The 12,605-nt window shown below is 71.8% G+C and carries 14 protein-coding genes and 1 pseudogene; 3 read left to right on the top strand and 12 right to left on the bottom strand.

Going from position 1 to position 12,605, the window contains the following annotated elements:
• The 8 genes and pseudogenes from H0524_RS24575 to H0524_RS10425 all read right to left on the bottom strand — a co-directional run.
• Window positions 1–305, bottom strand: a 305-nt coding sequence (locus tag H0524_RS24575; protein WP_255435873.1) for a hypothetical protein, incomplete at its 3' end; no start/stop codon positions are given.
• A 113-nt stretch (window positions 306–418) separates the two neighbouring features.
• Window positions 419–841: a D-aminoacyl-tRNA deacylase gene (gene dtd / locus H0524_RS10455; RefSeq protein WP_019871306.1), complete on the bottom strand. Its 423-nt coding sequence runs from the start codon at window positions 839–841 to the stop codon at window positions 419–421.
• A 40-nt stretch (window positions 842–881) separates the two neighbouring features.
• Window positions 882–2,366: a methyltransferase gene (locus tag H0524_RS10450; RefSeq protein ID WP_180198484.1), complete on the bottom strand. Its 1,485-nt coding sequence runs from the start codon at window positions 2,364–2,366 to the stop codon at window positions 882–884.
• Between the two features lie 114 nt (window positions 2,367–2,480).
• Window positions 2,481–3,536, bottom strand: coding sequence for an ABC transporter ATP-binding protein (locus H0524_RS10445; RefSeq protein ID WP_180198483.1), 1,056 nt, complete (start codon window positions 3,534–3,536; stop codon window positions 2,481–2,483).
• Entirely contained in the window at window positions 3,533–5,068 is a 1,536-nt protein-coding gene (locus tag H0524_RS10440; protein WP_180198482.1) for an iron ABC transporter permease, read from the bottom strand. Before H0524_RS10440 ends, H0524_RS10445 begins: the two co-directional genes overlap by 4 nt.
• A 65-nt stretch (window positions 5,069–5,133) precedes the next feature.
• On the bottom strand, window positions 5,134–6,201 hold the full coding sequence (locus H0524_RS10435; RefSeq protein ID WP_180198481.1) for an iron ABC transporter substrate-binding protein: 1,068 nt from the start codon (window positions 6,199–6,201) through the stop codon (window positions 5,134–5,136).
• A 137-nt stretch (window positions 6,202–6,338) separates the two neighbouring features.
• Window positions 6,339–6,527 (bottom strand): DUF397 domain-containing protein, encoded by a 189-nt coding sequence (locus H0524_RS10430; RefSeq protein ID WP_180198480.1) that lies wholly within the window; start codon window positions 6,525–6,527, stop codon window positions 6,339–6,341.
• A pseudogene (locus tag H0524_RS10425) lies at window positions 6,518–6,793 on the bottom strand (Scr1 family TA system antitoxin-like transcriptional regulator); the annotation flags it as partial. The pseudogene H0524_RS10425 and the gene H0524_RS10430, both read right to left, overlap by 10 nt.
• Window positions 6,794–6,880: 87 nt before the next feature.
• Here H0524_RS10425 and H0524_RS10420 point away from each other — a divergent pair.
• Window positions 6,881–7,243 (top strand): DUF3099 domain-containing protein, encoded by a 363-nt coding sequence (locus H0524_RS10420; RefSeq protein ID WP_180198489.1) that lies wholly within the window; start codon window positions 6,881–6,883, stop codon window positions 7,241–7,243.
• Window positions 7,244–7,249: 6 nt separating this feature from the next.
• On the opposite strand, the gene H0524_RS10415 is transcribed toward H0524_RS10420, so the two are convergent.
• Both H0524_RS10415 and H0524_RS10410 read right to left on the bottom strand, forming a co-directional pair.
• Window positions 7,250–8,146 (bottom strand): carbohydrate kinase family protein, encoded by an 897-nt coding sequence (locus tag H0524_RS10415; protein ID WP_180198479.1) that lies wholly within the window; start codon window positions 8,144–8,146, stop codon window positions 7,250–7,252.
• Entirely contained in the window at window positions 8,143–9,117 is a 975-nt protein-coding gene (locus H0524_RS10410; protein ID WP_180198478.1) for a pseudouridine-5'-phosphate glycosidase, read from the bottom strand. Before H0524_RS10410 ends, H0524_RS10415 begins: the two co-directional genes overlap by 4 nt.
• Before the next feature lie 32 nt (window positions 9,118–9,149).
• On the opposite strand from H0524_RS10410, the gene H0524_RS10405 reads away from it, so the two are divergent.
• The gene (locus tag H0524_RS10405; protein ID WP_018214595.1) at window positions 9,150–9,374 is read left to right on the top strand and encodes a DUF3039 domain-containing protein; all 225 of its coding nucleotides are present in this window, start codon (window positions 9,150–9,152) and stop codon (window positions 9,372–9,374) included.
• Window positions 9,375–9,628: 254 nt separating this feature from the next.
• Window positions 9,629–11,362: a DEAD/DEAH box helicase gene (locus H0524_RS10400; protein WP_180198477.1), complete on the top strand. Its 1,734-nt coding sequence runs from the start codon at window positions 9,629–9,631 to the stop codon at window positions 11,360–11,362.
• A 163-nt stretch (window positions 11,363–11,525) separates the two neighbouring features.
• On the opposite strand, the gene H0524_RS10395 is transcribed toward H0524_RS10400, so the two are convergent.
• Both H0524_RS10395 and H0524_RS10390 read right to left on the bottom strand, forming a co-directional pair.
• Window positions 11,526–11,759 carry a hypothetical protein gene (locus H0524_RS10395; protein ID WP_012181646.1) on the bottom strand — a complete coding sequence of 78 codons (234 nt, stop codon included), beginning with the start codon at window positions 11,757–11,759 and terminating at the stop codon, window positions 11,526–11,528.
• 278 nt (window positions 11,760–12,037) lie between these two features.
• On the bottom strand, window positions 12,038–12,605 hold a 568-nt coding region (locus H0524_RS10390; protein WP_180198476.1), incomplete at its 5' end, for a sigma-70 family RNA polymerase sigma factor.

The raw sequence follows: 12,605 nt of genomic DNA, 5'->3' as shown, positions 1-12,605 counted from the left end.
TCGTCGCCGTGTTGTTGGACGCTGAAGCCGCCGGTGGCGTCGTCGGGCTGCTCGACCTCGGTGAGGGTTTTGCCGTCGGTGAGGGTGCGCACGGTGACGATGTCGCCGGTGATCAGGGTGACGGTGTGCGCCTCCGGCGCGGTGCCGGCAGTGGCGAGGGGGTTGGTTGTCGGGGACAGGCCGGCGTTCGCGGCAGCCGGATCGAGCGCGGCGACGGAGGTCGCGATCATCCCGGCGGCCACAACGGCGGCGATCAGCCGCCGCCGTGAGCCGCCAGCAGCGATCGGGCTTGAATGGGAAGACATAGACATGGTTCTACCCACCGCGTCCGGAAAGGTAAACACTCCGTGAGTTCTTGACTACCTAGCGGCGGGTTTGTCAGAGTGGACGAGCCCGTGCCGAGCGGTCGGCGCCGCGATCAGAGGTCGAGCAGGATGGTGCGCGGGCCGACGTTCACGCTCTCCACCAGCATCTGGGCCCGGAAGCGCCCAGTCTCCACCTTGGCCCCACGGGCGCGCAGCTCCTCAACGACCGCAGTGACCAGGGGCTCGGCCACCTCCGCCGGGGCGGCGGCGGTCCAACTCGGGCGGCGGCCCTTGCGGGCGTCCCCGTAGAGGGTGAACTGGCTGACCACCAGGATCGGGGCACCGAGGTCGGCGGCCGACCGTTCCCCGTCGAGGATCCGCAGCTCGTGCACCTTGCGGGCGAGGGTTTGGGCGGTCTGCGTCGTGTCGGAGTGGGTCACCCCGAGCAGCACCAGCAGGCCGTCGTCGATCGCCCCCACCACCACATCGTCAACCGTGACCTGTGCCCGGCCGACCGTCTGCACCACCGCCCGCATCAGTCCACCACCGGCCAGGTCACCGTGACCACCGCCCGCATCAGTCCACCACCGGCTCGACGAAACCGCGCTCGACCAGGTGGGCCACGATCGGGCCGGCCGCCTCCGCCAGCTCGCCCGGGGCCACGTCGTGCGCGGAGGCGAGCAGGGCGAGCTGATCGCGCAGCAGCAACCGCCCGTCCGCCCCGCCGACCAGGGCCAGGACGATCGGATCGATCTCCTCGGTCCAGCGCAGGCCGTGCGGCATGGCGAGGATCTGCCGGTCCACCGACCACCCCTCGTCGCTCATGGTGGCCTCCTGCCGTAGCTGGAGGTCATCGGCGGCCCGGTAACGCGCCGCGAGCAGCCCGTCGGTGTCGCGGACCCGGAGCCACTCCTGGCGGTCGAACCACTCGGTGACCCGGTCGCCGAGCGGCGCCTCGACCAGCTGGCGCAGCTCCTCCACCCGGACGACCGGGTCATCGTGGCCGGAGCGGCGCAGCGAGACGATGCCGAAGCCGATCGCCTCGACCTTGTGCGCGTCGAACCAGTCCAACCACTCGGCCATCCGTTCCGGGCTGGCCGTTTCGCCGACGTCGGAGAGCCACAGATTGACGTACGCCATCGGGTCGGCGACCTCGCGCTGGATCACCCAGGCATCCAGCCCACTGCCGGCGAACCAGCCGGCGACCCGCTCGGCCCAGTCCTCGCCGGCCACGTGCACCCAGTTCGCGAGGTACTGCATGGTGCCGCCCTCGGTGAGCAGGCTCGGGGCGGCGGCGGCCAACTCGGCGCCGATCGCGTCGCCCACCCGCCCGGAGTCGCGATAGACGTGCGTGGTGGTGCCCGGCCCGACAACGAATGGTGGGTTGCTGACCACCAGATCGAAGCGACGCCCGGCGACCGGGGCGGTCAGGTCGCCGCGAAGCAGCTCCCAGTCCTGCCCGTTGAGGGCGGCGGTGGTCGCGGCGAAGCGCAACGCCCGCTCGGAGAGGTCGGTCGCGGTGACCCGCCGGGCGTGGGTGGAGAGGTGCAGGGCCTGGACGCCGGAGCCGGTGCCCAGGTCGAGCGCGGTCTCGACCGGTTGCCGGACGGTCGCCCCGATCAGGGTCTGGGTGGCGCCGCCGATGCCGAGTACATGCTCGGCCTGCAACGCTCGGCCGGGGTGGGTGCTGGCGGGCGCGTCGGCGAGCACCCACCAGTCGTCCCCGTACGGCTCCAGGTCGAGGCCCATCCGCAGGCCGTCGCCGTGCTGTTCGACCAGGCCACCGGCGAGCGCCTCCTTGATCGGCAGCGGCGCGAGCGCGGTGGCGACCGCCTCGTACGGCTCGGTCTGTTCGCAGACGAAGAGCCGGATCAGGGTGGCGAGGGGATCGCGGTCCTCGGTGGCGCGCAGCGCGGCTCGGAAGTCGTTGCGGGCCATCCCGCCGGTCGCCTGCGACCCCAGCCGGCCGGCGATCCCGTTCGAGGTGAAGTTCGCCCGGGTCAGGGCGTTGCGCAGGGCCGCAACGCCGGCGGGGGAGAAGAGCATGTCATCTGGGTCCACGCCGCTATCCTGCCCGCCATCGACATCGTCGTGGGCGGCACCCGCCGGACTTCGGCCGCAGGTGTCAGGCCGAGCGGGGTCTGCGCCCTCACGGCGTCGCCGGGGCTGCTGTGCCTACACGCTGATCAGAGTCGAGGTGACGGTGGTGGGGAAGACGCGGGCGGTGCCCTCGACGGTGACTCCGACCTCGGCACCTACCGGCACCGTCGGACTGCCGTCGAGGATCCGGGCGGTGACCCGGGTGCCATCGGCCAGCCGGAGGCCGACCAGCGCGTCGTGCCCGTGGAAGTCGTGCCGCAGTACGGTGGCGGCGACCGTCTCCGGGCCGGTACCCAGGCGGACCTGCTCCGGTCGGACCAGGACGGTCACCGGGCCGGCCGGGGCGCTGTCGGCGATCGGCACGTCCCCCAGACAGGTGCGTGCGGTGCCGCCGTCCAGGACCACCGCCGGCAGCAACACCGCGTCGCCGACGAAACCGGCCACCCACTCGTCGGCTGGCTCCCGGTAGACGGCGGTCGGTGTCCCGGCCTGTACCACCCGACCGGCGCGTAGCACCACCACCCGGTCGGCCACGGACAGCGCCTCACCCTGATCGTGGGTGACCAACACGCCGGTCGCGCCGTCGGCGCGTAGGGCCTCCCGGACGTCGTGTCGCAGTCCGGCCCGGAGCCCGGCATCGAGGGCGCTGAAGGGTTCATCCAACAGCACCACCGACGGGCGGGGCGCGAGCGCCCGGGCCACCGCGACCCGCTGCTGCTGGCCGCCGGAGAGCTGGTGTGGCATCCGGTGGCCGAGCCCGGCAAGGCCCACCAGGGTCAGCACCTCCTCGATCCGGTCGCCTCGGCGGGCGGCGCGACCCAAGCCGTACCCGACGTTGTCGGCGACGCTGAGGTGCGGAAAGAGCGCGCCTTCCTGGGGCACCACGGCAATACGGCGGCGGTGGGCGGGCAGGTGCAGGCCGGAGCCGGCGATCGGGACACCATCGATGTGGATCTCGCCGTCGTCGAGGCGTTCGAACCCGGCGAGGCAGCGCAGCAATGTCGTCTTGCCGCAGCCGGAGGGCCCCAGCACGGCGGTGAGTAGCCCGGACGGCACCGTGAGGTCGACACCGGCGAGCGCGGTGACCGCGCCGTACCGTCGGACCACCCCGGTCAGCGCGACCTCACTCATCCCCGGTCCTCCTTGTCGAGCAGGCCGCTGCGGGAGACCAGCAGCCAGGTGGGCAGCGCCGAGATCGCCACCAGTAACGCCGCGTACGGGGCGGCGGCAGCGTACGCGCCGACCGACGTGGCGGTCCACAGCTCGGTGGCGAGGGTGTCTGTCCCCGTCGGCCGCAGCAGCAGGGTGGCGGGAAGCTCCTTCATGCCGGTCAGGAAGACCAGCGCCGCGCCCGCACCGACACCGGGCAGGACCAGCGGCAGGGTCACCGTACGCAGCACGGTCAGTGGGCCCCGGCCCAGCGAGCGGGCCACCTCCTCCAGCCCCGGTGGGGACTGGGTGGCGGCGCCGGCAACCGCGCCGACCGCGAGGGGGAGGAAGAGGGTCGCGTACGCCAGCGCCAGCAGCCAGCGGGTCTGGTAGAGCGGGTACGCCACGGTGATACCGAAGAAGATCAGCGACAGCCCGATCACGACCCCGGGCAGCGCGTGGGCGAGGTACACGAGCCGGTCCAGCACCGTGGTCAGCGCGTTGGGCGCGCGGGCGACGAGCAGCCCCAACGGCAGCGCCAGCAGCATGGTCAGCGCGGCGCCACTCAACGAGACGGTCAACGAGTTGCCGGCGGCGACGGCCACCTCGGCCAGGGCACCTGGGCGGGACACACCGTCGGCGAGCCGTCGGGCCAGGCTCAGTGCGGGCACCCCGAGGGCGAGTGCCGCCACGCCGAGCAGCGCGGCGAGCGCCGGCCAGCGGGCGGCGCCGAGCTGCAGCCGGGCCGGCGGGCGGCGGATGCCGCCGAGTCGTGCGTAGCGGGCGCCCCGCCGCCGGGTGGTGGTCTCGGCGGTGAGCAGCAGCACGGTCAGCGCCACCAGCACGCTGGCGAGCACCAACGCGCCGGTGCGGTCGAACCCCAGGTCGAACGCGACGAAGATGGCTCGGGTGAAGGTGTCGGTGCGCAGGATCGAGACGGCCCCGAAATCGGAGAGCACGTAGAGGGCGACCAGCAGCCCGCCCGCCGCCGTGGCGGGACGGATCTGGCGTAGGGTCACCGCGGTGAACGTCTGCCATCCGCTGCGTCCCAGTGACCGGGACACCTCCTCCTGGGCCGGGTCCGCGCCGCGCAGTGCCGCCGCGACCGGCAGGAAGACGTACGGGTAGGAGCAGAGCGTCAGCACCAGCGCCGCCGGCCAGAAGCCCTCCAGCCCGCGTATCTCGGAGAGCCAGGCGAAGGCCGCGATGTACGTGGGGACGGCCAGCGGCAGCGCCGCCAGCACCGCGAAGAACCGCCGGCCGGGCAGCTCGGTGCGGGTGACCAGGAAGGCGGTGCCGACACCGAGCAGGACGCAGGCGGCGGTGACCACCGCGGCGAGGGCGAGGCTGCGGAGGGCGAGCAGCGCGACCCGCTCGGTCCACAACTCGTCGACGACCCGGTCCCAGCCGGCCTCCGCGGTGCGGAGCGCGAGGTAGGTCAGGGGCAGCAGGGCTACGACCACCGCCGCCGTCGACGCCGCCAGCAGCACCGGTCGGGGCGCCAGCTGTCGCACCCGGTTGGGTACGGCGAAGCGGGTCGGCCTGCTGGTGGCCGACCCCGCCGTGGCCGTCGGAGTGTTCAGGGCACCAGCCCGGAGTCGGTGATCATGGCGACGGTGGCCTCAAGGGTGTCCAGGTCGTTGAGGTCGATGGCGGGCACCTTCAGGTCGGCCAGCGGCGGCACGTACGTCGGACCGGGCACGCCCGTCACCACCGGGTACTCGAAGGTCTCCTCGGCGAAGTACCGCTGGGCCTCCGCGCCGAGTAGGAAGTCGACGAACGCCTGGGCGTCGGCGTCCTCGGCGGCCCGGTTGAGCACACCGACACCGGCGATGTTCACCAGGGCGCCGGTGTCACCGTCGGGGAAGAAGTGCAGCTTGGCCTTCAACGCCTCCGGCGTGCTGCCCTGCTCTTCGGCGATCGCGCCGAGGTAGTAGTGATTGACCAGTCCCATGGGGACATCGCCGGCGTCGACGGCCTCAACGATCCGGATGTTGTTGTCGAGGATCTGCGCCTCGTTGGCCTTGAGGTCGGAGAGGAATTCCTGCGCCCGCTGGTCGCCGTGCTGTACTCGGATCGCGGTGACGAACGCCTGGAAGGAGGCGTTGGTCGGAGCGAGCGCGACCTTGCCCTTCCACGCCGGGCCGGTCAGGTCGAAGACGGAGGTCGGGAGTTGGTCGGCGGGGACCTGGTCGGCGTTGTAGACCAGTACCCGGGAGCGGGCGCTGATGCCGACCCACTGGCCGCTGCGCGCCCGGTAGGTCTCGGTGACCTGGTCGGTGCTGGTCTCCGGCAGCGTGGCGAACATGTCCTGTTTGGCCACGGTGCCGAGGGCGCCGGCGTCCTGGGCGAAGAAGATGTCGGCCGGGGACCGGTCGCCCTCCTCGACGAGCTGCGCCGCCAACTGGGCGGTGGTGGCGTATCGGGGCCGGATCTCGATGCCGGTCTGCTCGGTGAACTTCTCCAGCAGCGGCTTGACGAGCTTCTCGTTCCGCCCGCTGTAAACAGTGATGATCTTGTCGTTGGGCTCGCCGGGGTCGGTGTCATCCGCACCGGACCCGCAGGCGACCAGGCCAACGGAGAGTAGTCCGGTCGCGACGAACGTCGCAGCGGACCGGCGGAAGAGTGCAGACACGACGAACCTCATTCACACGACAGGTCGGCGGAGACTAACCCGGTGAAGTTAGCACAGGCTAACCTCACAGTGATGCCGTGTGCGGGATGAATCACGGTGGTGGACCGGTCGCGGGTCGATCGGGCCGGCGGCGGCCGACAAGCGGTGGGTCAGCGCCGCCGGGTGGAGCCGACGAAGGCCCGCCACGCCGCCGGCCCGAAGGCCAGCGCCGGCCCGAGCGGGTCCTTGCTGTCGCGGACGCCGACGACGCCGGGGAGATTGTCGGCCACCTCTACACAGTCGCCGCCGTTACCGCCGCTCTTCGTGCTCTTGCGCCACCGGGCACCGGTCAGGTCCATGCTGCTGCCGCTTCTCTCAGGAGATCCAGGGAACGCCCACGGGGGAGGGCCTCCCCACGGATGAGTTCCCACCGTCGCTCCAGCGTAACAATGTCCGATGTCTTCTCCAGCAGCTGCGCCCGCGCGGGGCTGTCCACGTGGGCCACCCGCGACCCGTCCGGCATGTCGGCGATGGTGAAGGGCCCGTCCAGCCCCGGGTAGCTGGGGGCGTCGAGCGGGACGACGTGCAGCTGCACCTTCGGCGACTCGGCGCAGGCCAGCAGGTGGAGCACCCCGGAGGGCGAGGTTGACGGCGACCTCCCATGGCCGGAGGGCGAGTGACAGGATGAGAGGGATCCCCGAGGAGGTCCGTGGTGAAGCGTCCGGCGTACCAGCCGATCCTGATCACCGACGCCCCGCGCAGCCAGGACGATCAGCTCACCAGCCGTCAGAAGCGGTACGTGCTGATGATGGGCGTCCGGGTGGTGTGCCTGATCGTCGGCGCGATCCTGGTCGGCGTGGAGGCCCCCATGCTCTGGCTCTGGCTGCCCCTGGCCGGCGTGGGCATGATCCTGATCCCGTGGCTGGCCGTGCTGCTGGCCAACGACCGGCCGCCGAAGGAGAAACACCGCCTCGGTGGCCGGTTCCGGCCCCGGTCCCGGTCCCTGGCGGACCCGGCGCCGACGAGCCTCACGGCCGAGGAACAGCCGCGCACGGTCATCGACGCCGAGCAGTAATGGGCGTCAGGTCGGTGGTCGGGCCCCCACCCGGCCGACCGCCGACGCGCCCAGGTCACCGGCCCGCTGCAGCACCGCCTCCGGGGCCGCCCCGGTCAGCCAGGTGGAGAGCAGGCCGGCGGCGAACGCGTCGCCGGCGCCGGTGGGATCGACCACCGTCATCCGACGGGTCGGGGTCACCGCGAGCATGGCGTCCCGGTCCACCCAGACCGCGCCGGCCGCTCCCCGTTTGACCACCACCCGCCGGGCCGAGGCGGAGAGCACCCGCCCCTGCGCCGCCGGGTCGAGCCCGCCCGCCAGCACTCGGGCCTCCGCGGCGTTGACCAGGAGCAGGTCGATGCCGCGTACCCAGCTCAGGAAGGCCGCCGCGCCGACCCGCTGCAGCGGTGCCGCACTGGCCGCGTCCACGCTGATCGAGAGCCCCCGTTCGCGGGCCGCGGCCAGTGCACGGAGCCCGGCCGGCCGGGACCCGGCATCCAGCAGGGTGTAACCGGACAGGTGCAGATGGCCGGCGTCCGGGGCGGCGTCAAGAGCGGCATCCACCGCCGTCGGGGAAAGCCACAGGTTCGCCCCCCGCTCGGTGACCATCGTGCGCTCGTCGCTGGTGGCCAGCACCAGGACCGTTCCGGTGGGGATCTCGGGTACCCGGGTGACCGCGCAGTCGACCCCGCCGCGCTCCAACTCGGCGACCCGGTCCCGGCCGGGACCGTCGTCGCCCACCGCACCGACCAACGTCACCGGTATGCCCAACGCGCCCAGCCAGGCCGCGGTGTTCGCCGCCTGGCCGCCCCCGGTGAACCGGATCTCGGCCGGCGTGTCCGAACCGGTCGTGAGTGGTCCGGCCAGCACCGCCACCACGTCGGTGATCAGGTCGCCGACGACGACCACCCGGGGTGGCGTCATGCCTGCCGGGCAGCCGACGCGACCGCGATCCGGGCAGCGAGGTCGGCGTTGCGCAGGATGATCCGGATGTTCACCGCGAGGCTGGCCCCCTCGGTCGCGGAGTGGAAGTGTGCCAGCAGGAACGGGGTCACCGCCTTACCGGTGATCCCCTCCCGCCGCAACAGTGTCAGCCCCTCGGCCAGGGTGCGATCGTGTAGCGCCGGGTCGAGCTGCTCGTCGGTGGGCAGCGGGTTGGCCACGACCAGGCCGCCGGAGTGCAGCCCGTGCTGCTCCTGGGCGGCGAGCGCCCCCGCCACCTGCTCCGGCGAGTCGACCGACCAGTCCAGGTCGAAGCCGCCGTCGGTGAGGTAGAAGCCGGGGAAGCGGCGGGTGCGGTAGCCGACCACCCCGACCCCGAGTGTCTCCAGGCGTTCCAACGTGGCGCCCGAGTCGAGAATCGACTTCACCCCGGCGCAGACCACGGCGATCGGCGTCCGGGCGAGGGTCGTCAGGTCGGCGGACTCGTCGAAGCTCTGGGCCGCCTCCCGGTGCACGCCGCCGAGACCGCCGGTGGCGAACACCCGGATCCCCGCCGCCGCGGCCACCGCGCTGGTAGCGGCCACGGTCGTGGCGCCGTCCGCGCCGGTCGCGGCAGCAACGGCGAGATCGCGTACGGAGAGCTTGGCCACGTCGTCGACGGTGGCGAGACGGGTCAGCTCCGCGTCGTCGAGGCCGACCACGAGCTGGCCGGCGACCATGCCGATGGTGGCCGGTACCGCGCCGGCATCCCGGACGGTCTGTTCGATCTCGCGGGCCACCCGGAGGTTGTCCGGCCGGGGCAGGCCGTGCGAGACGATCGTGCTCTCGAGCGCTACCACGGGACGGCCGACGCGGAGCGCGTCGGCGACCTCGGCGCCGTGTCGGAGGTGAAAGGTGGTCACAGTGCCCAACCGTACGGCGTCGGTCAGTCGGGCTCGAAGTAGACCGGGCAAAGGGTGACCTGCCAGACTTGGCGGGTGGAGGTATGGAAGTGAGCACACAGGTTCTCGAGCGTCCCGAGGTGAAGGACGCCGACACCGGCCCCGAGATGTTCCATTACGTGCGCAAAGAGAAGATCGCCGAGAGTGCCGTGATGGGCACCCACGTCGTGGCGCTCTGCGGCGAGACCTTCCCGGTCACCAAGTCGGCCAAACCGGGCTCACCGGTCTGCCCCAAGTGCAAGGAGATCTACGAGTCAATGCGCGAGTGAGTCGACCGCGGGCTGGTCCGCCGCCCGCGTGAGCGGTGGCGGTACCCACCGCTGCCTCCCCCTGCGTTGACCGTGGCGTCGAGTGGGGCGTACGGCGCTCGCTGGTTATGCTGGGCGCCGGCCCTCGCGGCACTGCGCGCGGGGGCGTTTTCATGGGCGGCGGCGGCGCCGATGCCGGTACGGCTCAGGGGCGTGCGTTCGTAACCCGCGATCCTCGGTCGGGGCCGTCCCGCCGGCGGTGAGAGGAGCTTCGCGTGGCAGCCCGGACGCCAACGCTCGAGACGTTCCCAGCCCTGCGCGCCTGGCAGCGCCGGGCGCTGGTGGAGTACCTACGTCGGCGGGAGCCGGACTTCACCGCGGTGGCCACGCCGGGGGCCGGTAAAACCACGTTCGCCCTTCGGGTCGCCGCCGAGCTCATCGCCGATGGAAGCATCGAGGCGATCACCGTGGTCGCCCCGACCGAGCACCTCAAGACCCAGTGGGCGCAGGCTGCCGCCCGGGTCGGCATCCAGCTCGACGCGGCGTTCCGGAACGCGGATCTGCACTCGTCGGCCGACTTCCACGGTGCGGTGGTCACCTACGCCCAGGTGGGGATGGCGCCGCAGGTGCACCGGCGGCGCACCCTGACCCGGCGCACCCTGGTCATCCTCGACGAGATCCACCACGCCGGCGACTCCCGGACCTGGGGGGACGGGGTGCACGCGGCCTTCGAGGGCGCGGAGCGCCGGCTGATGCTCACCGGCACCCCGTTTCGCTCCGACGACAACCCGATCCCGTTCGTCAGCTACGAGCGGGGCGGGGACGGCCTCCTGCGGTCCCGCGCCGACTCCGTCTACGGCTACGCCGACGCGCTGCACGACGGCGTGGTGCGCCCGGTGCTCTTCCTGGCCTACTCGGGGGAGACCCGGTGGCGCACGAACGCCGGTGAGGAGCTGGCCGCCCGGCTCGGGGAGCCGATGACCCAGGACCTGATCGCGCAGGCGTGGCGAACCGCGCTCGACCCGGCCGGCGACTGGATGCCGCAGGTGCTGCGGGCGGCGGATGCCCGGCTGACCGTGCTGCGTAACGCCGGGATGCCCGACGCCGCCGGCTTGGTGATCGCCAGTGACCAGCAGACCGCCCGGTCGTACGCGAAGCTCATCGAGCAGGTGACCGGGGAGAAGGCCGCCGTGGTGCTCTCCGACGACGCGGGAGCCTCGGACCGGATCGCGACGTTCGCGACGGCGCAGCAGCGTTGGCTGGTGGCGGTCCGGATGGTCTCCGAAGGGGTGGATATCCCGCGGCTGGCCGTCGGCGTCTACGCCACCAGCGCCAGCACCCCGCTCTACTTCGCCCAGGCCATCGGGCGGTTCGTCCGGGCGCGGCAGCCGGGGGAGACGGCGTCGGTCTTCCTGCCCAGCGTCCCGCACCTGCTCGGCCTCGCGAGCGAGATGGAAGCTGAGCGGGATCATGTGTTGGGCAAGCCGAAGGACCAGGAGGGCTTCGACGACGACCTGCTGGAGCGCGCCCAGCGGGACGACCAGGCCAGCGGTGAGCTGGAGAAGCGGTTCGCCGCGCTCTCCGCGACCGCCGAACTGGATCAGGTGATCTTCGACGGCGCGTCCTTTGGCACCGCCGCGCAGGCCGGTACGCCGGAGGAGGAGGAGTACCTCGGGCTGCCCGGTCTCCTCACCGCCGATCAGGTGGCCATGCTGCTGTCCAAGCGGCAGGCCGAGCAGCTCGCCGCGTCGCGACGCCGGGGCACCGTACGACCGGCTGAGCCGGCCGCGGCGACCGCTGCCGCACCGCCGGCGCCGATGGGTGCGGCGCAGCGCCGGGTGGCGCTGCGCCGACAGTTGAACGCCCTGGTGGCTGCCCGGCATCACCACACCGGCCAGCCGCACGGCAAGATCCATGCGGAGCTTCGCCGTCGCTGTGGTGGTCCGCCCAGCGCCCAGGCGACGATTGAGCAGTTGGAGGAGCGGATCGCCACCGTGCAAACGCTCTGACCCGATCCGATCCGACCCGCAGCCGACCGGGTCACCGGAACAGGACGGCGGCTACCGGACAACAGGACGGTAGCCGTGGGCAAGAGGACGGTAGGCGCCGGAGACGACAAAGCCGGCCGGGCCCAGCGGGCCCGGCCGGCTTTGCATGTTCAGCTGCGGATCCTCAGTTCGTCATCAGATCGGCGCCACGCCAGCTGAACTCCGGGTCCGCTGCGTACCGCACGGTGATCTTGACGAGATCCTCCGCGTACTTGTTCGCGTGATGTCCGCAAAATACCAGTTCCCCGCCGCCAGCAAGGGTAATGCGGAGCTTGCCGGCAGCATTGCAGCGGTCGCACCGTTCATCGGCGGCCGGGGGGCTCACCGTCTCGGGCGGCGGCGTGAGGGTCGGGGTCATCGCCTTCCTCCTCTGGTCGTCACCGATGAACACTCTCTTCGGTCGTTGCTCACCTATCGTGCAACACCCTGGTCAGGGTGCGCGTTCCCTGTGTGCCCGCGGGGGACCGAGGTCACACCTGACTCCGACAGCGTCCCTGCCCCAAGGGTGCCACGTCAACGATCACAATCGGGCAACCATCCGACCAGCGAAGGGGTTGCGCGGAGAGTGCTCAAACTGACACGCTTGGTTGGTATCTGTCGTGGAGTCTGGCGCGGACTCGGGCCCCAAGCAGGCCCTTAGTCCAGATAATCCCGGAGAACCTGCGACCGGGACGGGTGGCGCAGTTTGGACATCGTCTTGGACTCGATCTGCCGGATGCGCTCTCGGGTCACCCCGTAAACCTGGCCGATTTCGTCCAGCGTGCGCGGCTGACCATCGGTCAGACCGAACCGGAGGCGGACCACCCCGGCCTCGCGCTCGGACAGCGTCTGCAGCACCTGCTGGAGCTGATCCTGGAGGAGCGAGAACGACACCGCGTCAACGGCGACCACGGCCTCCGAGTCCTCAATGAAGTCACCGAGCTGGCTGTCGCCCTCGTCGCCGATGGTCTGGTCGAGCGAGATCGGCTCCCGGGCGTACTGCTGGATCTCCAGCACCTTCTCCGGTGTGATATCCATCTCCTTCGCGAGCTCCTCCGGGGTGGGCTCGCGGCCCAGGTCCTGGAGTAGCTCGCGCTGGATCCGGCCGAGCTTGTTGATCACCTCGACCATGTGTACCGGGATGCGGATGGTGCGGGCCTGGTCGGCCATGGCGCGGGTGATGGCCTGGCGGATCCACCAGGTGGCGTAGGTGGAGAACTTGTAG

Source organism: Salinispora sp. H7-4 (genome assembly GCF_013416675.1).
GTDB classification, from domain to species: Bacteria; Actinomycetota; Actinomycetes; order Mycobacteriales; family Micromonosporaceae; genus Micromonospora; species Micromonospora vitiensis.
This window is presented reverse-complemented; position numbering and strand designations above follow the sequence as displayed.

Coding starts and splice junctions, on each gene's coding strand:
- dtd (WP_019871306.1), bottom strand. CDS start 841: ATGCGGGCGGTGGTGCAGACGGTCGGCCGGGCACAGGTCACGGTTGAC.
- H0524_RS10395 (WP_012181646.1), bottom strand. CDS start 11,759: ATGACCCCGACCCTCACGCCGCCGCCCGAGACGGTGAGCCCCCCGGCC.
- H0524_RS10435 (WP_180198481.1), bottom strand. CDS start 6,201: ATGAGGTTCGTCGTGTCTGCACTCTTCCGCCGGTCCGCTGCGACGTTC.
- H0524_RS10415 (WP_180198479.1), bottom strand. CDS start 8,146: ATGACGCCACCCCGGGTGGTCGTCGTCGGCGACCTGATCACCGACGTG.
- H0524_RS10405 (WP_018214595.1), top strand. CDS start 9,150: ATGGAAGTGAGCACACAGGTTCTCGAGCGTCCCGAGGTGAAGGACGCC.
- H0524_RS10430 (WP_180198480.1), bottom strand. CDS start 6,527: ATGGACCTGACCGGTGCCCGGTGGCGCAAGAGCACGAAGAGCGGCGGT.
- H0524_RS10445 (WP_180198483.1), bottom strand. CDS start 3,536: ATGAGTGAGGTCGCGCTGACCGGGGTGGTCCGACGGTACGGCGCGGTC.